Annotated in this window: 26 protein-coding genes; 19 read left to right on the top strand and 7 right to left on the bottom strand. The window is 69.0% G+C overall.

What is annotated here, in order from left to right; genetic code table 11:
* Nucleotides 1–75: 75 nt before the first annotated feature.
* Together ACP690_RS02275 and ACP690_RS02270 are read right to left on the bottom strand one after the other, a co-directional pair.
* Complete coding sequence (locus ACP690_RS02275) at nucleotides 76–942, bottom strand: flagellin (protein WP_017980118.1); 867 nt, start codon at nucleotides 940–942, stop codon at nucleotides 76–78.
* A gap of 129 nt (nucleotides 943–1,071) precedes the next feature.
* Nucleotides 1,072–1,974: a flagellin gene (locus ACP690_RS02270; protein ID WP_043060865.1), complete on the bottom strand. Its 903-nt coding sequence runs from the start codon at nucleotides 1,972–1,974 to the stop codon at nucleotides 1,072–1,074.
* 317 nt (nucleotides 1,975–2,291) lie between these two features.
* On the opposite strand from ACP690_RS02270, the gene ACP690_RS02265 reads away from it, so the two are divergent.
* From ACP690_RS02265 to fliS, 18 genes are all read left to right on the top strand, one after another.
* The gene (locus tag ACP690_RS02265) at nucleotides 2,292–3,611 is read left to right on the top strand and encodes a sigma-54 interaction domain-containing protein (RefSeq protein WP_024310346.1); all 1,320 of its coding nucleotides are present in this window, start codon (nucleotides 2,292–2,294) and stop codon (nucleotides 3,609–3,611) included.
* Nucleotides 3,608–3,973 carry a flagellar hook-basal body complex protein FliE gene (gene fliE, locus ACP690_RS02260; protein WP_017980121.1) on the top strand — a complete coding sequence of 122 codons (366 nt, stop codon included), beginning with the start codon at nucleotides 3,608–3,610 and terminating at the stop codon, nucleotides 3,971–3,973. The genes ACP690_RS02265 and fliE overlap by 4 nt, the downstream gene beginning before the upstream one ends.
* A gap of 3 nt (nucleotides 3,974–3,976) precedes the next feature.
* Nucleotides 3,977–5,731 (top strand): flagellar basal-body MS-ring/collar protein FliF, encoded by a 1,755-nt coding sequence (fliF, locus tag ACP690_RS02255; RefSeq protein ID WP_018250612.1) that lies wholly within the window; start codon nucleotides 3,977–3,979, stop codon nucleotides 5,729–5,731.
* Nucleotides 5,728–6,744: a flagellar motor switch protein FliG gene (gene fliG / locus ACP690_RS02250; protein ID WP_017980123.1), complete on the top strand. Its 1,017-nt coding sequence runs from the start codon at nucleotides 5,728–5,730 to the stop codon at nucleotides 6,742–6,744. Before fliF ends, fliG begins: the two co-directional genes overlap by 4 nt.
* A complete protein-coding gene (locus ACP690_RS02245) occupies nucleotides 6,737–7,564 on the top strand; it encodes a FliH/SctL family protein (RefSeq protein ID WP_017980124.1) in 828 nt (275 codons plus the stop codon). The genes fliG and ACP690_RS02245 overlap by 8 nt, the downstream gene beginning before the upstream one ends.
* Nucleotides 7,564–8,907, top strand: coding sequence for a FliI/YscN family ATPase (locus ACP690_RS02240; protein WP_116460445.1), 1,344 nt, complete (start codon nucleotides 7,564–7,566; stop codon nucleotides 8,905–8,907). Before ACP690_RS02245 ends, ACP690_RS02240 begins: the two co-directional genes overlap by 1 nt.
* A complete protein-coding gene (locus ACP690_RS02235; RefSeq protein WP_241890266.1) occupies nucleotides 8,900–9,331 on the top strand; it encodes a hypothetical protein in 432 nt (143 codons plus the stop codon). Before ACP690_RS02240 ends, ACP690_RS02235 begins: the two co-directional genes overlap by 8 nt.
* Nucleotides 9,332–9,368: 37 nt before the next feature.
* Nucleotides 9,369–12,302 carry a flagellar hook-length control protein FliK gene (locus ACP690_RS02230; protein WP_426259990.1) on the top strand — a complete coding sequence of 978 codons (2,934 nt, stop codon included), beginning with the start codon at nucleotides 9,369–9,371 and terminating at the stop codon, nucleotides 12,300–12,302.
* Between the two features lie 25 nt (nucleotides 12,303–12,327).
* Nucleotides 12,328–12,969: a flagellar basal body-associated FliL family protein gene (locus ACP690_RS02225; RefSeq protein WP_426259989.1), complete on the top strand. Its 642-nt coding sequence runs from the start codon at nucleotides 12,328–12,330 to the stop codon at nucleotides 12,967–12,969.
* Nucleotides 12,970–12,972: 3 nt separating this feature from the next.
* A complete protein-coding gene (locus ACP690_RS02220; RefSeq protein ID WP_043060868.1) occupies nucleotides 12,973–13,911 on the top strand; it encodes a flagellar motor switch protein FliM in 939 nt (312 codons plus the stop codon).
* The gene (gene fliN, locus ACP690_RS02215) at nucleotides 13,908–14,198 is read left to right on the top strand and encodes a flagellar motor switch protein FliN (protein ID WP_017980129.1); all 291 of its coding nucleotides are present in this window, start codon (nucleotides 13,908–13,910) and stop codon (nucleotides 14,196–14,198) included. The genes ACP690_RS02220 and fliN overlap by 4 nt, the downstream gene beginning before the upstream one ends.
* A gap of 12 nt (nucleotides 14,199–14,210) precedes the next feature.
* On the top strand, nucleotides 14,211–14,465 hold the full coding sequence (locus ACP690_RS02210; RefSeq protein WP_017980130.1) for a flagellar biosynthetic protein FliO: 255 nt from the start codon (nucleotides 14,211–14,213) through the stop codon (nucleotides 14,463–14,465).
* Nucleotides 14,462–15,361, top strand: coding sequence for a flagellar type III secretion system pore protein FliP (gene fliP, locus ACP690_RS02205; protein ID WP_183949486.1), 900 nt, complete (start codon nucleotides 14,462–14,464; stop codon nucleotides 15,359–15,361). Before ACP690_RS02210 ends, fliP begins: the two co-directional genes overlap by 4 nt.
* Before the next feature lie 109 nt (nucleotides 15,362–15,470).
* Nucleotides 15,471–15,740 (top strand): flagellar biosynthesis protein FliQ, encoded by a 270-nt coding sequence (gene fliQ / locus ACP690_RS02200; protein WP_017980132.1) that lies wholly within the window; start codon nucleotides 15,471–15,473, stop codon nucleotides 15,738–15,740.
* Between the two features lie 141 nt (nucleotides 15,741–15,881).
* The gene (gene fliR, locus ACP690_RS02195; RefSeq protein ID WP_017980133.1) at nucleotides 15,882–16,652 is read left to right on the top strand and encodes a flagellar biosynthetic protein FliR; all 771 of its coding nucleotides are present in this window, start codon (nucleotides 15,882–15,884) and stop codon (nucleotides 16,650–16,652) included.
* Nucleotides 16,652–17,791: a flagellar type III secretion system protein FlhB gene (gene flhB, locus ACP690_RS02190; protein ID WP_017980134.1), complete on the top strand. Its 1,140-nt coding sequence runs from the start codon at nucleotides 16,652–16,654 to the stop codon at nucleotides 17,789–17,791. Before fliR ends, flhB begins: the two co-directional genes overlap by 1 nt.
* Before the next feature lie 51 nt (nucleotides 17,792–17,842).
* Nucleotides 17,843–19,345 (top strand): flagellar filament capping protein FliD, encoded by a 1,503-nt coding sequence (gene fliD, locus ACP690_RS02185; RefSeq protein ID WP_331362167.1) that lies wholly within the window; start codon nucleotides 17,843–17,845, stop codon nucleotides 19,343–19,345.
* On the top strand, nucleotides 19,345–19,743 hold the full coding sequence (fliS, locus tag ACP690_RS02180) for a flagellar export chaperone FliS (protein WP_063686580.1): 399 nt from the start codon (nucleotides 19,345–19,347) through the stop codon (nucleotides 19,741–19,743). The genes fliD and fliS overlap by 1 nt, the downstream gene beginning before the upstream one ends.
* Nucleotides 19,744–19,957: 214 nt before the next feature.
* Here fliS and ACP690_RS02175 read toward each other — a convergent pair whose 3' ends face one another.
* The 5 genes from ACP690_RS02175 to argH are packed head-to-tail and all read right to left on the bottom strand — an operon-like array spanning nucleotide 19,958 to nucleotide 24,533.
* Nucleotides 19,958–20,911: a zinc transporter ZntB gene (locus tag ACP690_RS02175; protein WP_063686582.1), complete on the bottom strand. Its 954-nt coding sequence runs from the start codon at nucleotides 20,909–20,911 to the stop codon at nucleotides 19,958–19,960.
* A complete protein-coding gene (locus ACP690_RS02170) occupies nucleotides 20,908–21,669 on the bottom strand; it encodes a precorrin-2 dehydrogenase/sirohydrochlorin ferrochelatase family protein (RefSeq protein WP_426259988.1) in 762 nt (253 codons plus the stop codon). Before ACP690_RS02170 ends, ACP690_RS02175 begins: the two co-directional genes overlap by 4 nt.
* Nucleotides 21,666–22,928, bottom strand: coding sequence for a diaminopimelate decarboxylase (lysA, locus tag ACP690_RS02165; protein ID WP_294313901.1), 1,263 nt, complete (start codon nucleotides 22,926–22,928; stop codon nucleotides 21,666–21,668). The genes ACP690_RS02170 and lysA overlap by 4 nt, the downstream gene beginning before the upstream one ends.
* A 7-nt stretch (nucleotides 22,929–22,935) precedes the next feature.
* On the bottom strand, nucleotides 22,936–23,169 hold the full coding sequence (locus ACP690_RS02160; protein WP_017980140.1) for a hypothetical protein: 234 nt from the start codon (nucleotides 23,167–23,169) through the stop codon (nucleotides 22,936–22,938).
* Entirely contained in the window at nucleotides 23,166–24,533 is a 1,368-nt protein-coding gene (argH, locus tag ACP690_RS02155; protein WP_426260026.1) for an argininosuccinate lyase, read from the bottom strand. The genes ACP690_RS02160 and argH overlap by 4 nt, the downstream gene beginning before the upstream one ends.
* 16 nt (nucleotides 24,534–24,549) lie before the next feature.
* Here argH and ACP690_RS02150 point away from each other — a divergent pair, with 16 nt between their 5' ends.
* Nucleotides 24,550–25,131, top strand: a complete 582-nt coding sequence (locus ACP690_RS02150) for a TlpA family protein disulfide reductase (RefSeq protein WP_426259987.1) — start codon at nucleotides 24,550–24,552, stop codon at nucleotides 25,129–25,131.
* The last annotated feature ends 84 nt before the right edge of the window (nucleotides 25,132–25,215 follow it).

Below are 25,215 nucleotides of genomic sequence, written 5' to 3'. Positions count from 1 at the left end.
TCCTTCTGTAAGGGGGGTTAGGAAGGAGCCTCTCCGTCACCACGAAGGTGACGGAGCTGCGCGGGTAGCGGAACCTTACTGGAGCAGCTTGAGCACGCCCTGCTGGCTCTGATTGGCCTGGGACAGCATCGCGGTGGATGCCTGGCTCAGGATCTGCGCCTTGGCGAGGGCAGTCGTTTCGGCCGAGAAATCGGCGTCCGTGATCTGGCTCTTCGCCGAGGTAAGATTGGTGGAGTTGGTGGTGAGGTTGTTCACCGCCGACTGGAGTTGGTTCTGCGCGGCACCCAGGCCAGCGCGGTAGGTGCTGACCGTCTTGAGCGCCGAGTCGACCGTGGCGAGCGCGGTGTTGGTCGCGCTGGTGAGGTCGAGCGACGTCGCGTTGGTGATCGTCGTGTCGTCGGTCAGCTTGTTGAGCTTCAGGTTGATCGCATCCGCCGAGTTCGCACCCGCCTGGATCTTGATCGTGCTGTAGGCGGGCGCCACCGGGGCCGGTGCGGCGGTTGCCGCGGTCACGGTGCCGGCCGACGCGTCGAACAGCTTGTTGCCGTTGAACTGCGTATTGGCGAGCGTCGAGGTGATCTGCGCGCTGAGCGCGGTGACTTCGGCCTGCATGTTCGTCTTGTCGGACGAGCTGTAGGTGCCGCTGGTCGCCTGAACGGTCAGTTCGCGGACGCGCTGGAGCATGTTGGACACTTCGCCCAGCGCGCCTTCGGCGGTCTGCGCCATCGCGATGCCGTCGTTGGCGTTGCGGATGCCCTGGTTCATGCCGCGGATCTGCGCGGTCATCGTGTCCGAGATCGCCATGCCGGCGGCGTCGTCCTTCGCCGAGTTGATGCGCTGCCCGGTCGACAGGCGCTGCATGGACGTTTGCAGCATCGCGTTGGCGGAGGTGGAAGCATTAGCCGCGCGGAGCGAGGCGACGTTGGTGCCGATAACAGCCATGTGACAATCCTTGGTTGATTATTGGCACCTCACCGCCGCCCCCCCTGGGCGAAAGGCTGAGCTACCATGTTGGGATACGGCCGGACGCGGTCCGAACTTGCGGAATTTATCCGGCCGTCAGGGAGGACATTACTGGAGCAGCTTGAGCACGCCCTGCTGGCTCTGGTTGGCCTGGCTGAGCATCGCGGTGGAGGCCTGGCTCAGGATCTGCGCCTTGGCGAGGGCGGTCGTTTCGGCCGAGAAATCGGCGTCCGTGATCTGGCTCTTCGCCGCGGTAAGATTGGTCGCGTTGGTGGTGAGGTTGTTCACCGCCGACTGGAGCTGGTTCTGCGCGGCACCCAGGCCGGCGCGATAGGTGCTGACCGTCTTCAGCGCGGTGTCGACGGTGGCGAGCGCCGAGTTGTCGGCGGTCGTCAGGTCGATGCCGGGGACCGGCGCCGGCGCCGGGGCGGTGGCGTCGCCGATGACCGCGGTCAGCGAGGAATTGTTGGTCAGCTTGTTGAACGTCAGGCTGACCGCGTCGGCGGCGTTGGCACCCGCCTGGATCTTGAACGTGCTCGACACGGCGACGACGGGGGCCGGCGCGGTGCCGGTCGTGTTGACGGTGCCGGCCGTCGCGTCGAACAGCTTGTTGCCGTTGAACTGCGTGTTGGCGAGCGTCGAGGTGATCTGCGTCTTCAGCGCCGAAACTTCGGCCTGCATGTTCGTCTTGTCCGACGAGCTGTAGGTGCCGCTGGTCGCCTGCACGGTCAGTTCGCGAACGCGCTGCAGCATGTTGGCGACTTCGCCCAGCGCGCCTTCAGCGGTCTGCGCCATCGCGATGCCGTCGTTGGCGTTGCGGATGCCCTGGTTCATGCCGCGGATCTGCGCGGTCATCGTGTCCGAGATCGCCATGCCGGCGGCGTCGTCCTTCGCCGAGTTGATGCGCTGCCCGGTCGACAGGCGCTCCATCGACGTCTGCAGCGCCTGGTTGGCGGCCGTCGACGCATTGGCGGCGCGGATCGAAGCAACGTTAGTACCGATAACAGCCATGAGAACCTCCATTGGTCTGCGGCCTGTCGCTGCCTCGTTGGCGAGGAAGGCCGAGCCGTCATGGTGGGTAACGGCCGGTCGAAACGGGCTTTAAGCAAAAAAATCGCGTGCCATCGGCGATGGCCGGGAACCCGGATTGCGCGGCAGGAGAAAGCACGCGCCCGCATGCAGGCACGTGCGGCGTACGCGGGCACGGGTGCGGGGCGGGCGCGGCGCGCGCGCACGAGCGCCCGGAAATATTTTGCCGGGCGGCAACCGTTTTAACGACCCGTTTACCAGTCTTGCCGCATTTCAACGCTCATCCTTGGGGGATGACCATGCGTTCGATTTTTCCTTCCGCTGCAGTGATGCAGCGCAAATATGCGCTCGTTTCGGGCCTGCGCGCCCAGGGCTTCGGGATCGGATCGTTCGAATCCGGCCAGCCCGCAGCCACCGACCTGTTCCTGGTCGCCGAGGGCGAGGCCCCGCCGGCCCCGGCGCGCACGGTCATCATCGGCGACGGCCCGCGCCACGTCGTGCCCTCGCAGGGCGGCAATCCGGCGCGCATCGCGTTCGGTCCCGAAGACGCCGCGGTCGGCAACGGCTTTGCCCGCGCGCTGGTCGCCGGCCCCGACACGCCCACCGCGGCGGACCCCGAGAGCCTGGCGCTGCTGGCGCTGGCCGAGCGCGTCGCGCAGGCGGACATCACCGTCCTGATCAACGGGCCGACCGGCACCGGCAAGGAAGTGCTGGCGCGCGCCATCCACAACAATTCGCCCCGCAAGAACGGGCCGTTCGTCGCGATCAACTGCGCGGCGCTGCCCGAAACCATGCTGGAGGCGCTGCTGTTCGGCCACCAGAAGGGCGCGTTCACCGGCGCCTCGTCGGGCGGCGAAGGCTTCTTCCGCGCCGCCGACGGCGGCACGATCCTGCTCGACGAGATCGCCGAGATGCCGCTGCAATTGCAGGCCAAGCTGCTGCGTGTGCTGCAGGAGCGCGAGGTGGTGCCGATCGGCGCCTCCGTGCCGCAGCCGATCGACGTGCGCGTCGTCGCCTGCGCCAACCGCGACCTGCAGGCCGAAGTCGCCGCGGGCCGCTTCCGCGCCGATCTCTACTACCGCCTGTCGGTTTTCCCGCTCAGCACCAAGCCGCTCGCCGACCGCACGCAGGACATTCCGGCGCTCGCCGCGACGATGATCCTGCGCCATGCCGGAACCCGCGCGGTGGTGCCGTGGCCGACCGCCGAGGCGGTCGAGACGCTGATCCGCCACGACTGGCCGGGCAACGTCCGCGAGCTAGAAAACGTGATCCAGCGCGCGCTGCTGTTCGCCGGCGGCGACACGATCGAGGCGAGCCACATCGTGTTCGACCGCCCGATCAGCTTCACCTTCCGCGAGACCAGCCCGGTGACGCCGCTGTTCGCGGTCGCGCCTGCCGCCCCTGCCCTGCCCGCCGAGCCGGCGACCTTGGGCAACGTGGTGCAGATGAGCGAATTCCAGGCGATCCGCGAGATGCTGGCCGCGTGCGGCGGCAGCCGCGTCGAGACCGCGCGGCGCCTGGGCATCTCAGAGCGCACGCTGCGCTATCGCCTCGCCAAGGCGCGCGAACAGGGTGACGACCTCGCCCGGCCCGCCACTGCCTGGGCGGCTTCGGCATGAGCGGCGTCGGTGGTGTGGGTGGCGCGATGAGCGTCGACCGCGTGATGCAGCTGCGCGCGCAGATCCTGGAACGCAACCAGGCGCTGGCCCGCGCCGGATCGGCCGAGGGCGCCGCCCCGACGCAGAGTGCTGCGACGAAGCCCGCGAGCTTCGCCGACACGCTGCAGGACGCGCTGAAGGACGTGAACGCGAGCCAGAACAAGGCGAGCGCGCTGTCGGAAAGCTACGAACGCGGTGAGACGGTCGATATCGCCAAGGTGATGCTCGCCCGCCAGGAAGCCTCGGTAGGGTTCGAGGCCACGCTGCAGGTCCGCAACAAATTGCTGTCCGCCTACAAGGACATCATGAGCATGCCGGTGTAATCGATGACCACTGCACTCGCCACCACCACGCCCGGTGCCGCGCCCGCGCTGCCCGAGAAGTTCGCTAACCCGCTGTTGCAGATCAAGTCTGTCCTGGCGCAGCCCGCGGTGCGCCGCAGCCTGCCGATGGCGATGCTGGTCGCGCTGATCGGCGCCGCCGCGCTGGCGTGGATGACGCTGTCGACGCCGACGCAGAAGACGCTGTTCCAGGGGCTGACCGACGCCGACAAGCAGGCGGTCACCGCCGCGCTGACGCAGGCGAACATCAAGAGCCGGATCGACGAGGGCACCGGTGCCCTGACCGTCGACGAGGACCAGTATAGCAAGGCGCGGATGCTGCTGGCGGGCCAGGGCCTGCCGAAGCAGGCGCCCGGCGGTTATGCGATCCTCGACCAGCTGCCGATGGGCGTCAGCCGCGCGGTAGAGGGCGAGCGCCTGCGCCAGGCGCGCGAGACCGAGCTTGCCCGATCGATCGAGGATATCGACGCGGTCGCCGAGGCGCGCGTCCACCTCGCCATGCCCGAAGCCAGCGTCTTCGTGCGCGACAAGGCGTCGCCGTCCGCATCGGTGGTGGTCAAGCTTCAGGGTGGCCGTGCGCTGAGCCAGGCGCAGGTCCAGTCGATCATCAACCTCGTCGCCAGTTCCGTCCCCGGCATGAAGCCCGAGGACGTGACGATCGTCGACCAGATGGGCGCGCTGCTGTCCAAGCCCGGCGGCGCGAGCGGCGTCGATGCCGAGGGCGACGCGCGGCTGGAAATGCAGCGCAAAACCGAGGACAAGGTGCGCCAGCAGCTGATCCAGCTGCTGACCCCGCTGGTCGGCGCCGGCAATTTCACCACCGAAGTGCAGGCGGACATCAACCTCGACCAGACGCAGGCGACGCGCGAAAGCTACGACAAGCAGGGCGCGCTGCGCGCCGAGACGGGCAATTGGACCGGCAATCAGGCGCCCAGTCCGACGACGCCCGGCGGTATCCCCGGCGCGCTGAGCAACACGCCGCCGCCCGCCAGCCAGTTGCAGCAGCCGCAGGCCGCGAACGGTGCGTCGGGTGCGGCGCCCACGCCCGACCCCTCTCCGGTCGCCGGTGGCCCCGCCCCCAACCCCAACAAGCAGAGCGACAGCTTCCAGCGCGCCTATGACCTGGGCCGCGAGGTGTCGGTGACCAAGGCGACGCCGGGATCGATCAAGCGCCTGTCGGTCGCCGTGCTTCTGCGCGATCCCGACAAGAGCCGTCGCACCGCGATGGAAATCCAGCAGATCACCGATCTGGTGAAGAGCGCGGTCGGCTTCGATGGCGCGCGGCAGGATCAGGTGACGGTCATCAGCCGCAAGTTCGCCGATGCGACCGACGTCGCCCCGCCCGCCTGGTACGACAATGCCTGGGTGCCGGTAGCGGCGCGCAACGGCACCGCGATCCTGATCGCCCTGCTCGTCCTGCTGCTCGGCGTCCGTCCGATCGCCAAGGGCCTGATGGGCAAGCGCGAGGACACGCTGGCCAAGACGAAGGCCGAGGCAGAGGCCGCCGGCAAGACCGACGCGCCGGACGGCGCCGAAGGCACCGAGGGCGCCACCGCCGGGATCGGCGCCGACGGCACCGCGCCGCTGGGCATCGCCGTCCACGAGCCGGTGACGCTCGAGCAGCTGGAACAGCCGCAGACCATGGACGAACGGATCATGGCGGTGCGCGGCTTCACCCGCGACAACCCGGCCCGCGCCGCGCTGGCGCTGCGCGACATGATGAAGGCTGAAGAGCAGTGAGCGAAGCCCCCGCCCCGCGCACCTTCAGCGGCGTCGAACGCGCCGCGGTGCTGATGATGCTGGTCGACGAGGAGGAGGCCGCGGCCATGCTCCAGAAACTCGATCCCGATGAGGTGCGCGAGCTTGGCACGGCGATGCTCAACGTCGCCGACGTCTCCGAGGAGGAGATGCAGATGGTGCTCGACGATTTCACCGGCAAGGCGCGCGAGCGCAACGGCATCACCTTCGATCCGCGCGCCAAGGTGCAGGCGCTGATGACGCGCGCGCTGGGCGAGGAAAAGGCGGAGAGCATCCTCGCCCGGATCGGCCCGGCCGAAACGTCGAGCGAGCTCGAGATGCTCAACTGGCTCGACGCGCCCGAAATCGCGCAGATGATCGAAAAGGAGCATCCGCAGATCGCCGCGGTGATGATCGCCCATCTGCAACCCGCGGTCGGCGGCAAGGTGCTGGAACTGCTGCCCGAAGGCGTGCAGCCCGACATCCTGCACCGCATCGCGCGACTGGGGCCGATCAACGCCGATGCGATCGAGACGCTGAAGACCGTGCTCGCCAACCGGCGCAACGGCGGCGGCACCACGTCGGGCGGGCTGACGCTGGGCGGCACGCGCGAGGCGGCGCTGATCCTGCAGGGCGCGCGCAAGGCGACCGAGCAGCGCGTGATGCCCAAGCTGTTCAAGATCGACAAGGAAGTCGCCAAGGCGATCGAAGAGGCGATGTTCATCTTCGACAACCTGCTCGACATGGACGACAAGAACCTGGGCACGCTGATCCGCAACGTCGATGGCGACATCCTGTCGCGCGCGCTGAAAGGCACCGACGAAAACGGCCGCAACCGCTTCCTGGGCTGCATGTCGGCGCGCGCCGCCGACGGCATCCGCGACGAAATGGAGGCGCGCGGGCCGATGAAGCTGGCCGAGGTGCTGGAGGCGCAGAAGGCGATGATCACTATCGCGCGCAACCTGGCCAAGGACGGCACGATCGTGATGGGCGCGGGCGACGACGATTATGTCTGACGCCTTTGCGCGCGGCACCGTGCCGCTCCAGCCGACCGACTTCGTCGCTGGCTTCGCCTCGCGCCACGACACCACGGCGCAGCTGTTACAGGCGGCGTTCGCGCCGCCGGTGCCCGGCTTCACCCCGCGCGACATGTGGGCGACGCTGGAGCGCGAGCTGGGCGGCGAGGCGCCGGATTATTCGCGCGCGCGCGCGGCCGCCGACGATGCGGACGAGCGCCCGGTCGGACCGAAGCATTTCAGCCCCGCCGACCGCGACGGCGACAAGCCGACGCAGGGCTGGGACCCGCTGGACGCCGAGGCCGAACCCACGGCCTTCATCGATCCCGTCGAAACCGCGCACGCCGCCGGCTATGCCGAGGGTCTGGCCGCCGCCGCTGCTGCGGCGCGCGAAAGCGGCGACCGCGATGCGGCGCTGATGACGCAGCTCGCCGCGGCGCTTGCCAACGGCCACCAGCTGGACCGCGACCGGATCGCGCACCAGTTGCGCACCACGGTGATGATGCTGGTGAGCAAATTGGTGGGCGAATGCGGCGTCGGCGCGGACATGCTGAACGCACGGATCGAAGCGGCGGCGGAGCTGCTGGCCGATGCCAGCGAATCCGCGCTGCTGCGCCTCAACCCCGACGACATGCCGCTGCTGGCGGATGCTCTGCCCAAGTCGATCTTCGCGGCGGCCGATCCCCATCTCGCCCGCGGCAGCTTCGTCCTGGAAAGCGCCTCTACCCTGGTCGAGGACGGCCCCGACCTTTGGCTTAGCCAGTTGGCGCAGGCGATCGAGCGCGTGCCGCTGCCCGTCGTGACCAACCCGGACGCGTGATGTTGAACCGCTTTACCACCGATTATCTGGAGACGCTGGGCGTCGCCGACTTCCGCCCCACCGCCAAAGTATCGGGCCGGCTCGCTTCCTACGACGGCCTGCTGATGGAAGCGGTGGGCCTGTCGCTGCCCGTGGGCACGATCTGCGAGATCGGCGGCGGCAGCGCCAACGACACGGGCGCGGCGCGCGTCGAGGCCGAAGTGATCGGCTTTCGCAACGGCCGTACTCTGCTGATGAACCTGGGCGGCCCCGCCGCCTTGCTGCCGCGCGCGCCGGTGCGCCCGATCGGGCCGCCGGGCGAGGCGGAGGTCGGCGCGGCGATGCTGGGCCGCGTGGTAGACGGATCGGGCAAGCCGATCGACGGCCTGGGACCGATCCGCGGTGCGGGCAAATGGCCGCTCGCCGGCAAGCTGCAGTCGCCACTCGACCGCGGCCGCGTGCTCCAGCCGATGGACGTCGGCGTGCGGGCGATCAACGGGCTGCTGACGATCGGCCAGGGCCAACGCGTCGGCATTATGGCCGGGTCGGGCGTCGGCAAGTCGGTGCTGCTCGGCATGATGGTGAAGGCGGCCAAGGCCGACGTCATCGTCATTGGCCTGATCGGCGAACGCAGCCGCGAAGTCGCCGACTTCCTGGAGACCAAGGTCGCGGGTGAGGCACGCAAGCGTGCGGTCGTCGTCGCGGTGCCCGCCAACCACAGCCCCGTGCTGCGCATCCGCGGCGCGCTGCGCGCCACCGCGATCGCCGAAGCCTTTCGCGATGAGGGCAAGAAGGTCCTCCTCATCATGGATTCGCTGACCCGCGTCGCGCATGCGGGCCGCGAGATCGGGCTGGCGCTGGGCGAACCTGCCAGTGCGCGCGGCTATCCGCCGTCCGCGATCGCGATGCTGCCCAATCTGATCGAGCGCGCCGGCACCGACGTGCGCAGCGGCGGGTCGATCACCGCCATCTATACCGTGCTGGCCGATGGCGACGACGGCAACGATCCGGTCGTCGATTCGGCGCGGTCGATCCTAGACGGGCATATCGTGCTCAACCGCCACCTCGCCGAGCGCGGCGTCTATCCGGCGATCGACATCGGTCCGTCGGTCAGCCGCGTGATGACCGATATCGCGCATCCCGATCACGTCCATGCCGCGCGCGTATTGCGCCGGCACCTGGCAACGTACGAGGAAAACCGCGACCTGGTGCTGATGGGCGCCTATCGCCCCGGCGCCGATCCGGCGATCGACAACGCCATCGCCGCGCACCCGGTGGTGATGGAATATATCAAACAGGCGTCGAACGAGACGGTGAGCCTGGACGAGGCGATCGCCGAACTGACCGGCGTCTTCGGTGCCTGACGCCAAGAAGCTCGCGCGCATCCACCGGGTGCGCACGCTGCAACTGGGGCTGGTGCGCGCCGACGAGATGCGCGCGCACGAAAAGCACGCCAGTGAAACCAGCCTGCACAACCGGATCCGGGCGCTGGCCGATGCGGTCGCGCCCGCTCCGGACACGCGCGTCTCCGCCGCATCGATGGGGGCGCAGGCGCATTTCCGCGAACGGCTGCACCAGTCCGCCGCCGCCGCGCAGGCGCGCGTCGACACCGCCGAACTGATGGTCAATCGCGCCGCCGAGGCGACCAAGGCGGCCAAGCGCGACCAGAGTGCGATCGAGAAACTGCTGGAGCGCGCACGCCGCACCGCCTTGGCCAAAGAGATGCGCGCGCTTGAAGAGACGCCGCCCGTGTCGCCACTGAAAGCAAAACGGCACGATCCTTGCTGACTGTCTCGGGACACCTCTGTCCGATGAGATGATGACCATGATCGACACTGCTCTTACCGTCGCCTCTCCCACCCCCGGCCATCCGGGCAAGGGCGCGTCGTCGGCGGGCGGTGATCTGTTTGCGTTGTCGATGCTTCAGATCGGCGGTGGTGAGGACGAGGCTGCCGTGGCACCGGGGGGTGCCGCGGCAGTCTTGCCTATCCTTGCGACCAAGACGGCAGCCGCTGCGCCAGCCGGCGCGGCGGCAAGCGCCCCGGCCGGGCGGCAAACGGTTGCCGCTCCTGGCATGCCGCTGCCGGCCGTGGCGGCGGCGACGACGCCTGCGGCGGCCCCTGCGACGGCCGAGGTCGATCCCGCGCTGGCGTGGCTGCCCGCCGTCAATATCGCGGTGCCCGCACCGCTCGAGATTCCCGCGGCGCTCGCTGCCAAGCCGGCCATGCCGGTGGCTGCGAAGCCTGCTGCGATGGCGACGGCCATGCCGGCGATCCTTGCTGCGCCTGCCACTCCTCCAGCGACGGCGCAGAGGCTGAGCAGCGGCACGTCGACGAAGGCGATGACCAGCACCTTGCCCGCGCCGGTTGCCCCGCCTGCCGCAGTGACGACAGAGCCGGTCACCATGTCCGCAGACGTCGGTATCGCGGCGGCACCGGTCGTCCCGGCGCCCATCGCGGCGCCGGCATCGTCTGGTTCGGTGCTGGTCGAGACGGTGATTGCGCCGACCGCCACCGTTGCGGCCCCGAATGCCGCCGATACCGGACGGGCTACGGCCGATGTACCGGAACCCGTCGCCGCGCCATCTAACGCGCCGGTGCCCGCTACGCACGCCGCCGAAACCACGACTACGCCTGCGCCAATCGCGCCGCCCACGATCGCTGCCGCACAAACGCCCAAGGCGGATCCCGTCGCGACGACGCAGCCTGTCGCGCACACGCCGGCTCCCGTCGAACCGTCCGTAGTGCTGGCGCCCGATCTGACCCCGGTCCTTCCCGCCGCGCCGACCGAGGACGCGCCCGCGCCTGTCGCGACCACGCCCGGGGCGCCGACGATTAGCCTGCCGCAGCCGGCACCGGTGGAGGCCCCGATGGTCGACCTCGGCGCGGCGGAAACGCCGATCGCCGCGGCACCCGTTCCACAGCCGGCCCCGCCTGCTCCCACGCCCCTCCCGCAGACTACGGCGGGTGCCAAGGCGAAACTTGTCGGCCGGCCGGCCGAGGCCAAGGCGGGTATCGCGGAGGCGCCCGCCCGCCCCTTGGTCACCGCGACCACATCGTCCGGCACCAAGGCGTCCGCCGACACCGATTCGACCGAGCAAGACGCGGATGACGCGGCGGCACAGACCGATCCTTCCGCCGTCGTGCCCGCTAACGTCGCGCCGGTCATCGATCCGACGCCAGCCGCAGCGATACCCGTCGCCGTGACGCCCCAGCCCGAAACTCCGCAGCCGGAAACCAAGCAGCCCGCGGCGCGGCAGCCTGAGGCGGCGCCCGCATCCGTAGCGTCGCCGCGCGCCAGGCAGGCCTCGCGTCCAGCCGTCGATGCGCATACGACGGTGGCGACACCCTCCCCCGCCGCGACGCCGAATGCCGCCATGGCGCAGCACGACAGTGTCGTGCAGGACCGCACGGCGTTGCCGAACCCGATGCCGCAACGGGATACGGCAACCACCACCGCCGATGACCAGCCGGCGCCGAGCCGCGACACGCCCGTCCAGCCGGACACCGCCGCGGTCGCCACGCCGGCGCAGACGCTGACCGTGCCGGTCGCGCAGACGGCCGCGACGCCCGACGCCCCGCCGACCACGCCAGCCCCCTCCCCCGCGGTGCTGACGCCGGTAGCTACAGCGCCCGCCACGACACCCCGGGCGCCCATCGCCACTGGCCCCCGGCCCTCCGCCGCCGGCCGCGGGCGTCAGGCCCCGTCCGCTGACGTGGCCGCCGCGCCGACCTCTGCGCCTGACGTCGTGACATCCCCCGTGCCGCAGTCAGCTGCGACGCCCGTCACGACATCGCCCCTGCCCGCCGCCACGTCGCCGCGAGGCGAGACTGTCCCTGCGCCGTCACAGGCCGCCGCACCCGCGCCGGCCGAGACCGCACCCGTGATCGCCGCGGCGGCGCCGGTGCCCGTCGCCGGTGCCGCGGTCGTCGCCGACGCACCGGCCGAGGCTGCTCCCGCGGCACAGCCCACGCCTGCCCGCCAGACGTTCGCGCGCGAAGTCGCCGGCACGCCGCGCCAGACCGTCGCGCTCAGCGCGCAATCGCTGCCGCGCCTGCAGCCGGTGGCCGGCACGACCGCGTCGGCGGCGGAGGTGTTCGGCGCCGCGATCCATGCCGCCAGCGCGAGCGAGGAGCGCGACGCGCAGCCGGTCGCGCCGACGCCGGTCGCCGCGCAGGCCGTCGAGGTCCGCAGCACCGCCGCCACGCCGACGCAGGCGCCGCTCGACATGCGCCAGAACGACTGGCCGGCGACGATGATCGACCGGATCGAGCGGCTGCGCGACGCCGCCAATGCGCAGGACACGCGCATCCGGCTGGTCCCCGACGCACTCGGGGCACTCGACGTTTCGGTGAAGACGATCGGTGGCGCGCTGCACGTCCGCTTCGCATCCGACAATGCCGAAACGCGCGCGCTGATCGAGGGCGCCAGCGCCCGCCTGTCCGCGATCGCCGAGGACCGCGGGATCCGCATCGGCCAGACGACGGTCGAGGCCGCCACCGCCGCCGCCAGCCAGCAGCAGGCGGGCACGTCGTCGCAGTCGTCGTCGCAGGGGCAAAGCCAGAACCAGAGCCAGTCGCCGTCGACCCAAAGCAACACCGGCAACCAGCAGCAGACGGCTGGCCAGGCCCAATCGGGCCAGCCTCAAGGCGGCCAGCAGCAGCCTCGCCAGCAAACCTCCACCGCGCGCCAGCCCGACCGGGCCGCGCGGACCACCAACCCCGAGCAGGACGCCGCCGATGACGGCCGTCTCGCCTGATCCCAGTCGTTAAGGAACCCGAGCGATGAGCGACAAACCCGAAGAGGCCGAACCCAAGAAGAAGGGCGGCGGCAAGATGAAGATCATCGTCATGGTGGTCGTGTTGCTGGTGCTGGTCGGCGGCGGCGTCGGTGCCGGCGTCTTCGCCGCGAGCAGCGGCCTGATCGGCGGCGGCCATGCCGCGGCCGAGGAAGACCATGGCCCCAAGCTGGTCCCCAAATCCGAACAGAAGCGCCCCAAGGCGGAAGGCGAAGGCGGTGAGGGCGGCCATGGCGGCGGCGGCGAATCGGGCGGCAGCCACGACAGCGGCGGCGGCAAGCACGTGCCGTCGGGCGGGCCGGGCGATCGCTATGCGTCCAATTACTATACGATGGAGCCGAGCTTCACCTCGAACCTGCAGAATTCCGTCCATGTCGTGCAGATCGGCCTCGCCATCTCGACGCCCTATGACGCCACGGTCATCGAGAATCTGAAGACCAACGACATCGCCGTGCGGTCGGCGGTGCTGCTGACGCTGGGCGACACGCCCGAGGATCAGGTGTTCAGCAGCGAGGGCAAGGAGCAGCTGCAGAAGCGCCTGGCGAAGGCAATTAACGATACGCTGACACAAAAAGAGGGATTCGGCGGCGTTAGTAACGTCTACTTTACCAATTTCGTTGTTCAGTGAGGCATGGTTAACGCCGCAGCAACCACCGAACGACGGACGCGCGATCGCGCCACCGCCGCGCATGCGTCGGTGCTGGGGGCGGCGAAGCTCAATCCGTTCGGCGACCTGCACACGCTGCAGCATCTGTCGGCCCGCTATGCCCGCACCTTGCGCGGCGTGTTCGAGCCGGTGCTGCGGCGCGAGGTGCGCACCTGGGCCGAGCCTTTGGTCGTGCAGCGGTTTGCGGACTATCGGTCGGAACGGCCCGAGGGGCTGACTGCCTGGCTGCCGATGACGATGGCGCCCAATGCGACGAACGGGCTGTGCGTGCTGGACGGCGTGTTCGTGCTGGAACTGCTCGATCTGTTCTTCGGCGGCACCGGCACCGCGCCTGCGGTGATGCCGGCGGAATTCTCGCCCGCGGGCGAGGCGATGGTGACGCGGCTGGGCCAGTGGATCGCCGCGCCGCTGCGCAGCGCCTGGGAGCCGCTCGCGCAGATCGATTTCACGCCGACCCGCGTCGAGATCAACGCCGCGATGCTGGCGATCGACGGCGAGGATGCGATGATCGTCACCCGTTTCGGCATCGCCGCAGGCGATGCGAAGCCGGTGTTCATCGACCTGCTGTATCCGGTCACGACGCTGAAGCCGCATGCCCCGACGCTGACCGGCAAGGTGCTGGAAAAGGCCGATGCCAATCCGGTGTGGCGCAATTCGCTGACGCGCGCCGCGCTCGGCGTGCGCTTCCCGATCCGCTCGGTCCTCGCCGAACCCGTCGTGCCGCTGTCGCTGCTGATGGACCTGAAGCCCGGCGACGTCATCCCGATCAGCTTCGGCCCCGAAGTGCCCGTCATGGTCGGCAGCGGCCGGCTGGGCATGGGGACCGTCGGCACCTCGAACGGCCATGCGGCCGTCCGCCTCACCCATCTCGACCGTATCGACGACGAAGGATTCGACGCATGAACGACATGACCGGCAGCTTTCCGGTGGAGGGTGGCGTCGCCGCCAATTTCCGCCTGCTCCAGGATGTCGACGTCAAGCTGACCGTCGAGATCGGATCGACCCAGCTGACGCTGCGCGAACTGCTCGCGCTGGGCGAATCGAGCGTAATCGAGCTCGACCGCCAAGCGAACGAACTGCTCGACGTGTTCGTCAACGGCACGCTGATCGGCCGCGGCGAAGTGGTGACGGTGGGCGACCGCTTCGGCGTGCGCATGACCGAGCTGGTCTCGCCCGACAAGCGCGCCTGAGGACACGATTCCATGATGTGGTCCTATATCCTGAAGCTCGTCGTCCTGCTGCCGCTCGTATGCGGCCTGATGATCGGCTGCCTGTACCTGTGGCGCCGGATCGAGACGCGCATGCCCGGCAAGCCGACCAACCGGCTGATCGCGGTCAAGGAAACGATGATGATCTCGCCGGGCCTGCGCCTGGCCGTGCTCGATTTCGAAGGCAAGCGCCTGCTCGTCTCGGTCGGCCGTGGCGGCGTCAACCTGATCGACAAGGTGGACCAGTGAGCCCGACGGTGACCCGGCTGGGCCATGGCCCGGCGCTGTTCAAGACCTCGCGCCGCCGCGACGCCGATGCCGGCGGACGCAGCGCGCACAAGTGGATCTGGGCGATCCTGGCGATCGCGCTCGCGCTGCTGATCGCGGTGCCGGCCTTTGCCCAGGCCGCGCCGGCCGCCCCCGCCGCGGCGCCCGCGCCGGGCGTCGGCGATGCGGTGGACCGCGCGCTCGGCCAGCTGAGTTCGGGTGCGGCATCGGGCGGCACGCAGTCGGCGCCGCTGTCGCTGTCGCTCCAGGTCCTCATCATCATGGGCCTGCTGACGATCCTGCCGGGCATCCTGCTGATGATGACCAGCTTTACCCGGATCGTCATCGTGCTCGCGGTGCTGCGCCAGGCGCTGGGCCTGCAACAGACGCCGCCGAACCAGGTGCTGATCGGCCTCGCGCTGTTCCTGTCGCTGTTCGTGATGGCACCGACGATCAGCCAGATGAACCGCGATGCGATCCAGCCCTATGCCGCCGGCCAGCTCGCCGGCACGCAGATGATCGAACGCGCTGGCGCGCCGCTCCACGCCTTCATGGTCAAGCAGACGCGGATCAAGGACGTCACGATGTTCGCCGACATGGCGAAGTCGGGCCCTTATGCCAGCCCGAAGGACATTCCCTTCGCGGTCCTGCTGCCCGCATTCGTGACGTCGGAGCTGAAGACCGCGTTCCAGATCGGTTTCCTGATGTTCCTGCCCTTCATCGTCATCGACCTGGTGGTCGCGACGGTGCTGATGGCGCTCGGCATGGCGATGCTGTCGCCGACGATCATCTCGCTGCCGTTCAAACTGCTCTTGTTCGTGCTGGTCGATGGCTGGGCGCTGACGATGGGCAGCCTCGCCAACAGCTTCGCGACCTGACCTCTACTTCCGTTCGTGCTGAGCATGACGAAGCACGGTGAGACACAGGGCCTTCGACAGGCTCAGGCCGAACGGTGCGGGCTTGGCCACCGCCACAGGATACGAGACGATGGACGCCGATTACTTCCTCACCGTCGCCAACCAGACGATGTGGGTGCTCGCCCTCGCCAGCGCGCCGATCCTGATCCCGGCGCTGCTCGCCGGCCTGATCCTCGGCATGATCCAGGCCGCGACGTCGATCAACGAACAGACGCTGAGCTTCGTGCCCAAGCTGCTGGTCGTCGCGTTTTCGATCATGATCTTCGGCAGCCTGATCCTGGGGCTGCTGAGCGACTTCACCGTCGGCATGTTCGAGCGCATTCCGGATTTGGTGAAATAATGATTTCCCTCTCCCGACGGGAGAGGGAAGGGGCCCGCCCGGCGCAGCCGGGTGGGAAGGGTGAGGGCGTTGCGCGCCTCTCACCCTCACCCTTCCGCGGCTCCGCCGCTCCCTCCCTCTCCCACAGGGAGAGGGATTGAGATGTTAGGATTCGGCCTCGCCATCGAACCCAAGCTGTGGGCGCTCATCTTCGTGATGGTGCGCGTGGGGGCGGCGTTTATCCTGGCGCCGGTGTTCGGCGCGGTGGCGATTCCGCTGCCGGTGCGTGTCGGGCTGACCGGCGCGGTCGGCATCTTCGTGCTGGCCGTCCATCCCGTCGCACCGCCCGCACAGGTGTTCGCGGTCGCGACCTTCCTGTCCGTCTTTTCCGAAGCCTTGGTCGGCGCCGCGATCGGGTTCATCCTGCAGATCGCTTTCGCCGCGCCGATGGTCGCCTCCGAAATCATCGGCGGGTCGATGGGTATCGGCTTCGCCTCGTCGATCGACCCGCAGAACGGCCGCTCGTCGCCGGCGCTCGGCCAGTTCTTCACGATCATGCTGACGCTGCTGTTCCTGTCGGTCGACGGGCACCTCGTGCTCGTGCAGCTGCTGGTGAAGAGCTATGAGACGATGCCGCCGGGCAGCTGGATCTCGACCGATCGGCTGAAGGACATCGCTTTCTTCGGCGGCTACGCCTTCCTTGCCGGGCTGCTGCTGGCGCTCCCCGTCGGCTTCCTGCTGCTCTGCCTCAACCTCGTCGTCGGCATGGTGAGCCGCGCGGCGCCCTCGCTCAACCTGTTCTCGGTCGGCCTGCCCGCCAGCCTTGCGGTCGGTGTCGTCGCGCTCGCCGTCGCCTTCCCAGCGATGGGCGATTACATGCTGGTCATCATCCGCGAGGGCCTCGCCGCCACCGATACGCTGGTGAACGGCTGATGTCGGGAGGCGGCGACAAGACGGAAGCGCCAACCCAAAGGCGCAAGGAAAAGGCCGCCGAAGACGGCAATATCCTCAAGTCCAAGGATTTCGCGACCGCGCTCGTCGTCATGGCGGGCGTCGCGTGGCTGATCTTCGCCGGCCCGTCGCTGATCGCGGCCTGCAAGGCGGTGATGACCGCCAGCTTCCAGTTCGACCGCACCGACGTCGAGGATTTCTCGCCCTGGCGGCCGCTGCAACAGGCGGGGTGGAAGCTGCTGCCTTCGCTCATCACGTTGTTCGCGGTCAGCGTGATCGCGACGATCATCAGCTCGGCGGGCCTCGGTTCGCTGACGTGGAACAACAAGCTGATCGCGTTCAAGGGCGAGCGCATCAACCCGGCGTCGGGCCTGAAGCGCATCCTGGGGCCGCAGGGGTGGATCGAGCTCGGCAAGTCGCTGCTGAAGGTCGTGCTGCTCGCGGTGATCGGCGGCTATATGCTGTGGAAGTCGAGCCGCACGACGCTGGGCCTGTCCTCGTCCAGCCTGGGCGAGGCCGTGGGGGCGCTCGGCGGCACCTTCACCGGCATCATGATCGCCATGGCTGCCGGCCTCGTCGCGATCGCGCTGTTCGACGTGCCGATCCAGATCATCCAGCTGCTCTCCAAGCTGAAGATGACCAAGCAGGAGGTCCGCGACGAGCATAAGGAAACCGAAGGCTCGCCCGAGGCCAAGGGCCACCAGCGCAGCGTGCAGCGCGCGATGGCGAAGGGCGGCGTGCGCAAGGCGGTGGCGGAGGCGCATGTCGTGCTTACCAACCCGACGCACTTCGCGGTCGCGCTGCGCTACGACCGTGGGCGTGATCAGGTGCCGGTGGTGGTCGCCAAGGGCCGTGGCGCGACCGCGCTGGCGATCCGCGAAGTGGCGGGCGAGGCGCGCGTGCCGATCCTGGAATATCCGATGCTCGCCCGCGCCATCTATTACACCACGCGCGAGAACCAGGAGGTCCGCGACGATCTGTACGTCGCGATCGCCACCGTGCTCGCCTTCGTCTTCAACCTGAACGCCGCGGCGGGCGGCACCGCACAGCCGCCGGTCGAGGTGCCCGAGAGCGCACGGTTCGACGAACATGGCATCAAGATTTCGGCGAAAACCCCTTAACCTTTGCACGGCGGCGGCCGTTAATCCTGATGAAGCGCGTGGAGTAGACCAGTGGCCAGCACCGTAGGCAGCAGCACATCGACGCCGACACCGACGCCCACCCCGGCGCCCGCGTCGACGACGAGCCTGACCAAGAATGCGGCGCAGAGCCTGCTGACCTCGCTCAACGCAGGCTCGGGCATCGACATCGCGACGCTGGTCCCAGCGCTGGTGCAGGCGCAGTTCGCCGCCAAGACCGCCGCGCTGACCGCCAAGAACGACACGCTGACCGCGCAAATCTCGGCGACCAGCACGCTGCGCAACACCATCTCCAACTTCTCGACCGCGCTCGCCAGTCTGAGCTCCGGCGGCACATTGCAGACGCAGCCCGTCAGCTCGAACACCAGCGCGCTCGGCGCGACCGCGATCGCGGGGGCGAAGGTGGGCCAGCTGTCGTCCAGCGTCTCGATCCAGGCGCTCGCGACCGCGCAAGGATCGCGCTCGGCGAAGATCGACGATCGCACCGCGACGATCGCGACCGGCAAGATGACGCTGACGTTCGGAACGGCGACGTACAGCAGCGACGGCACGCAGATGACCGACTTCACCGCGGGCAGCGCCCCGACCGTGTCGATCGACGTCACCAACGGCAGCCTCGACGGTATCGCCAGCGCGATCAACGGCGCGAAGGCGGGCGTGACCGCGACCGTCATCACCGATGTCGACGGCAAGTCGGTTCTGTCGCTGAAGGGCGCGACCGGCGCCGCGCAGGCCTTCACGCTGAAGGCGGACGATGCGGACAGCAAGCTCAACCAGTTCAACATCGGCAAGAACACCGGCACGCTGACCGGCACCGCGGCGAATGCCAAGCTGACCGTCGATGGCGTGCAGGTGCAGCGCGCATCCAACACGGTCAGCGACCTGGTGTCGGGCGTGACGTTGCAGCTCAATGCGGTGACGACCAGCGCGGTGTCGCTCACCAGCGTGAGGCCGACCAGCGCACTGGCGCAGGCGGTCGGCGATTTCGTCGACACCTACAACCAGGTGTTCGCCAGCGTGAAGGGCGAGATCGACCCGACGAACGGCGACCTGAAGGGCGATACCGCCGCCGCGACGCTAATGCGCTCGCTCCAGGCGCTGACGACCAAGGGGCTGGTGTCGGACGACGGGAGCGGCGCACCGACGACGCTGGCGCAGCTGGGCGTCGCGACCAATCGCGACGGCACGCTGAAGGTCGACACGACGACGCTCAACCGCGTGCTCGCCGCCAATCCCGATCAGGTCGAGGCGATGTTCGCCAGCACGTCGAGCAATGCGCTCGGCCTCTCCAGCACGCTATCGAGCATCTCGCTGACCACGTCGAGCAGCATCTACGGCCTTGGCGCATCGGCGACCCGCTATACGCAAGCGAAGAGCGATCTGGCGAAACAACAGGATCAGGTCTCGCTGTTGTCGGATGCGATGAACAAGCGGCTGACGCAGCAATTCTCGTCGATGAACAGCAAGGTCAGCGCGTACAAATCGACGCAGACCTTCCTCGACAACCAGATCAAGGCTTGGAACAAGAGCAACTGATGGCTTACGCGACCGCACTTTCGGGCGACCCCTATGCCACCTATCGCCAGATCGACGTCGTCGGCCGCACGGCCGAGGCGCAGGGGCCGGGCCTCGTCCAATTGCTTTACGAAGAGCTCATCTCGGCGCTGCGCGCGGCGGCCTGGGCGATGGACAACAACCAGCTGCGCACCAAGAGCGAGCGCGTGACGCGCGCGACCGCGATCCTGTTCGCGCTGGAATCGGGCCTCGATTTCGAACGCGGCGGCGAGGTGTCGAACACGCTGGCGCGGCTCTACGCCGGAATCCGCCGGACGGTGGTGGACGCATCGGTCGGCACCGATTCGGCGCCGTTCCGCGATGCGGCGAGCAGCCTGTCTGAGATCGCCGAGGCGTGGCGCACCGCGCGCGCGGCGTAAAACCTCATTCCTCCCCCGCCAGGGGGAGGTGGCGCCGCCAAAGGCGGTGACGGAGGGGGAGGATATGGCGAACGCGCCGCATGCGGAAACGCCCCCTCCACCACCCGCTTCGCGGGAGTAATGGGCCGGATCGTCCCCCGGACGATCCTCGAACGTGCGGGGCACGTTCGACCCATCACTCCCCCTCCCCCGCTAAAGCGAGGGAGGAATTAGATTACTTCTGAAACCAGTGCTGCTGGACGAAATAGCCCAGCACCGTGACGGTGATCAGCCCGCACAGCCCCATGATCGCATCGAACGCCCAAGGCTCCTGTGCATAGGGTAGATGCGCGACGTTCATGCCGTACAGGCCGGTGATGAAGGTCAGCGGCAGGAACACCATCGCGACGATCGAGATGATGAGCGAACGGCTGTCGATCTGTTCGCTCCTGAGGTCGGTCAGCGCCTCGTGCATCAGCGAGGCGCGTTCGCGGATCGCCTCCAGCTCCTCCGCCATGCGCGCGGCGCGGTCGGCGGCGGCGGACAGGTGGCGGCGATCGTCCTCGGCCAGCCAGGCGCCGGGCAGTTCGGCGAGCTTTTCCAGCGCCGCGCGCTGCGGCGACAGGAAGCGGCGATAGCCGATCGCGGCGACGCGCACGCGCGTGACGGTGCGGCGCAGGTCGAAGACGCGATTGGCGTCGAGCCGCTCCTCGCAATCGTCCAGCTCGTCGCCCAGGTCCGCGACATGCGGGTCGAGATCGGCGGTGATCGCGGTGGCGAAGGCGGAGATGAGGTCGCCCGGATCGGCGACATGGCCCGATTCCACCTCTTTCTCGACCGCATCGACCGCGTAGAGCGGGCGGCGGCTGACCGAATAGACATGGCCCTTGATCGCCCAGATGCGGACCGAGGCGAGCGCATCGCCGCTGGTCAGTTCGTCGGTGGAGCGGCCACGCAGGTTGAGCAGCGCGCCCTGTTCGAACGCCTCGCAGCGCGGGCGCGTTTCCATCGCGGTCAGCGCGTCGACGACATAATCGTCCAGCCCCGCCGCGTCGCGCAGCCAGATCTGCGCGCGCTCCTCGGTGGTGTTGAGGTGGACCCACACGAAGTCCGCCGGATCGGCCAGCGCCTGCTTGACCGCCACGCGCTCCGCTGAGCGGCCGTTGATGCGATATCCGAAGCCGCTCATGCCATCTCCAGCTCGACCGTCAGGCCGTCGTGCGCCGTCATAGCCTCGCCCCACGCCTCGCGCACCGCATCGGCGCGGGCGCGGTCGAGGATCGCCGCGGGAACGCCCGGGTGGAAGACGACGCGATCGGCATTGGCGAGCCAGCGTGCCTGGCGCAGCGTCAGCGCGTCGGGATCGGGTGAGGCGAGCGCGATACGGACATGCCCCTGCTCGATCGCCTGCCCGCCCGCGATCCAGCGCGGCACGTCAGCATCCTCACGCATCGGGTCGAGCGCCCCGCCCGCGGCCAGGGCCGCGCCGAGCGCACGTCGCCGCGTGGCGCCATCGGGATAATGCGCACGCAGCGCAGCGCGGGCATGGTGGAGCTGTTCCGCCAGCCGCCCGAGCCCCGCCGGCAGCAGCGCCTCCAGCCGCTGGCGCAAGGCTGCGGCGAGGCCCGCCGACACGCCACCGGTGCCGATCGCGATGAGTACCGGCGCGCGGTCGATGATCGCGGGCGTGGTGAAGTCGCACAAGGCCGGCCGATCGACCGCATTGACCAGCAGCCCGCGCGCCTTGAGCCGCTCGACCGCAGCCAATGCCGTATCCTCGTCCTCAATCGCCACCACGGCGAGGCTCGCCGTCGCGTCCTCGCCGACGATCACCGCGCCAGCACGTTCGAGCAGCCGCCGCTTGGCATCCGCTGCCTCGCCCTCGCCCAGCAGGATCACCGGGCGGCCCGCCAGCCGGACGAACAGCGGCAGGCTGTGGAGGCTCACGCCTTCAGCCACTCCGGCACGCGCTCGGCGGCGAGGATCGTCTCGGCGGCGATGCGATCGGCGACGACGGCATAACGGTCGCCATCGACCAGCACCTCGGGCACGAGGTCGCGGCTGTTGTAGGTCGAGGCCATCGTCGCGCCGTACGCGCCCGCGGTGCGGAAGACGGCGAGATCGCCGCTCTTCACCGCATCGATCTCGCGGCCCATCGCGAAGGTGTCGCCGCTTTCGCACACCGGGCCGGCGATATTGGCGGTCATCCGCTCACCCGTCGGCGTCACCGCGTCGAAGTCGTGCCACGCATCGTACAGCGCGGGGCGGGCGAGGTCGTTCATCGCAGCATCGACGATGACATAGGGGTTGGTGACGCCGGGCTTCACCCAGACGACTTCCGTCAGCAGAACGCCCGAATTGCCGGCGATGACGCGGCCGGGTTCGAACATCAGCTCGACATCCCACCCCTGCGTCGCGCGCGCCACCATCGCGCCATAGTCCGCCGGGCTCGGCAGCACGTCGCCCGCCTTGTACGGCACGCCGAGGCCGCCGCCGAGGTCGACGCGGGTGATCGTGTGGCCGCGACGGCGCAGTTCGGCGACCAGCTCGCCGATCCGGCGATACGCCTCTTCGAGGCGCGACAGGTCGCTGAGCTGGCTGCCGATGTGGCAGGCGACGCCGCGCAGGTCGAGGCCGTCGAGCGGTGCCAGCCGGTCGAACATGTCGGGGGCCTGATCGATCGGCACGCCGAACTTGTTTTCGGCGCGCCCCGTGGAGATCTTGGCGTGCGTGCCGGCGTCGACGTCGGGGTTCACGCGCAGCGTCGCGGGCGCGCGCTTGCCCTTGGCGTGGGCGATCTGCGCGAGGACGACGCCCTCTTCCTCCAGTTCCAGGTTGAACTGGCCGATACCGGCGTCGATCCCGCGGGCAAGTTCGGCCCGCGTCTTGCCGACGCCCGAAAACACGATGTCCGCCGCCGGGATGCCCGCCGCGAGCGCACGCGCCATCTCGCCGCCAGAGACGACGTCGGCGCCGTAACCCTCTTCGGCAAGGACGCGCAGCACGGCGAGGTTCGGATTGGCCTTGATCGCATAAGCCAGATGGATGCGGCCGACATGCTTCAGCCCCTCGCGGAACACCTGCGCGTGACGGCGGAAGGTGTTGGTCGAATAGACGTAGACGGGAGTGCCCACCTCTTCGGCGATGCGGGTGAGCGGCACGTCCTCGCAGTGGAGCACGCCGTCGCGATAATCGAAATGGTTCATGGATGTATCAGTTCGGCGGGAGGTCGAATTCGTCGCTGCGGCGGGCTTCGGACTGTTTGAGCAGTTCGTCGCTGCGCTGCGGCCGCTGTTGCGTCGTCGGGGTGAGCAACTGGTTCGCAGTCGGCGTCGCGGTCGCGCCATAAGGGGCGGGCGGCAGTTTCGCGCCGGGTGCGGGCTGCAATTCCTTGGCGGCGCCGCAACCGGCGAGCGCCAAAGCCAAGAGCGGGATCAGGCGCTTCATGACAGGCTCTCCCGCGCGGCGGCAATCGCGGCGCGCACATTGGCGGGCGCGGTGCCGCCGAAGCTCGTCCGGCTGGCGACCGAGGCGTCGACCGACAGCACGTCGTACAGGCTTTCGTTGACCCGCGCGTCGATCGCCTGGAATTCGGCAAAGGGCAGCTCGTCCAGCCGCACACCCAGTTCCTCGGCACGCTTCACCGCGCGCCCCGTGACGTGATGCGCCTCGCGGAACGGCAGCCCCGCCTCGCGCACCAGCCAGTCGGCGAAATCGGTCGCGGTGGCGAAGCCGCTTTCGGCAAGGCCGCGCATCCGATCGGTGCGGAAGGTCGCGCTTTCGACCATGCCGGTCATCGCCGCGATCGACAGGCCGAGCAGATCGTGCGCCTCGAACACCGGCGGTTTGTCGTCCTGCATGTCCTTCGAATAGGCGAGCGGCAGGCCCTTCATCGTCACCATCAGCGCGGTCTGGCAGCCGAGGATGCGCCCGGCGTGCCCGCGGACCAGTTCGGCGGCGTCGGGATTGCGCTTCTGCGGCATGATCGAGCTGCCGGTCGACCATTGGTCGCTCAATGCGACGAAGCCGAACGGCTGCGACGCCCATAGCACGAACTCTTCCGCCAGGCGGCTGAGGTGCAGCGCGGTCTGCGTCGCGCACGTCAGGTAATCGAGCGCGAAGTCGCGGTCGCTGACCCCGTCCAGGCTGTTGCGCGTCGGCCCGTCGAAGCCGAGCGCTGCCGCCGTCATCTGCCGGTCGAGCGGGAAGCTGGTGCCGGCAAGCGCCGCGGAGCCGAGCGGGCACAGGTTCATGCGCGCGCGGGCATCGCGGAAGCGCGAGATGTCGCGCGCCGTCATCTCGACATAGGCCATCAGGTGATGGCCCAATGTCACCGGCTGCGCGGATTGCAGGTGGGTGAAGCCCGGCATCACCGCATCGGCATGCTCCTCGGCGCGAGTCAGCAGCGCGTGGGTCAGACCGGTCAGCGCCGCCAACACCTGGTCGATCGCATCGCGCACCCACAGGCGGAAATCGGTCGCGACCTGATCGTTGCGGCTGCGCGCGGTGTGCAGGCGGCCGGCGACGGGGCCGATCGCCTGCGCCAGCTTCGCCTCGGTCAGCATGTGGATGTCTTCGAGGGCAAGGTCTTCGGGCACGCCGTTCGCGGCATAGTCCGCCGCCACCGTGTCCAGCCCCGCGTCGATCGCGGCCGCATCCTCGGCCGAGACGATGCCCTGTTTCGCGAGCATCGCGACATGCGCCTTCGATCCGGCGATATCCTGACGCCACATCCGCTTGTCGAAGGGGATCGAGGCGTTAATCTCGCGCATTACCGCAGCAGGGCCTTCGGCAAATCTGCCGCCCCACATCGAATTGGAACCGCTCATGTCCGCACGCGTCGCGATCGTCTGTCTCCTGGCGCTGATGGCCGCAGGCTGCGATAGGCAAAGCGCCGCCCCCGGGCAAGCGAACACGGCCGATACGAACACAGCCTCCCCCGACGAAGCGACCGCTCCGGCGGCCACGACCGCGCAGGTCGGCGTCGATCGCAGCCATGCCGGCGAAGCCGCGCCGAGCACGCCGTTCAAGGGGCCGGACGGCAAGCCCACCACCCTCGCCGCGTTCAAGGGCAAGCCGGTGCTCGTCAATCTGTGGGCGACGTGGTGCGGACCGTGCATCGCCGAACTGCCGACGCTGGAGGCGCTGGCGAAGCGCGGCACCGTGCGCGTCGCGGCGATCAGCCAGGATACGCAAGGGACGGAGAAGGTGCCCGCGTTCCTGAAGGCGCATGGCGCGCCGACGCTGACGCCCTACGTCGACGATCAGATGGCGCTGTCGCTGGGGTGGAACGCGAACCTGCCGACGACGGTGCTGTTCGATTCGGCGGGCAAGGAGGTGTGGCGCTGGAAGGGCGGCAACGACTGGGCCGACGCGGATGCGGCGAAGCTGATCGCAGAGGCGAAGTAGACTCTTTTCCCGTTCGCCCTGAGCCTGTCGAAGGGCGGGCCGCCACAGGCGTGACGCTTGAGGAACCCCGTGCTTCGACAGGCT

Origin of the sequence: Sphingomonas sp. DC4900, assembly GCF_049896485.1 — a bacterium.
GTDB lineage: Bacteria > Pseudomonadota > Alphaproteobacteria > Sphingomonadales > Sphingomonadaceae > Sphingomonas > Sphingomonas aquatilis.
Note: the sequence above shows the minus strand (reverse complement) of the source record. Positions and strands in the feature narration are given on the sequence as shown.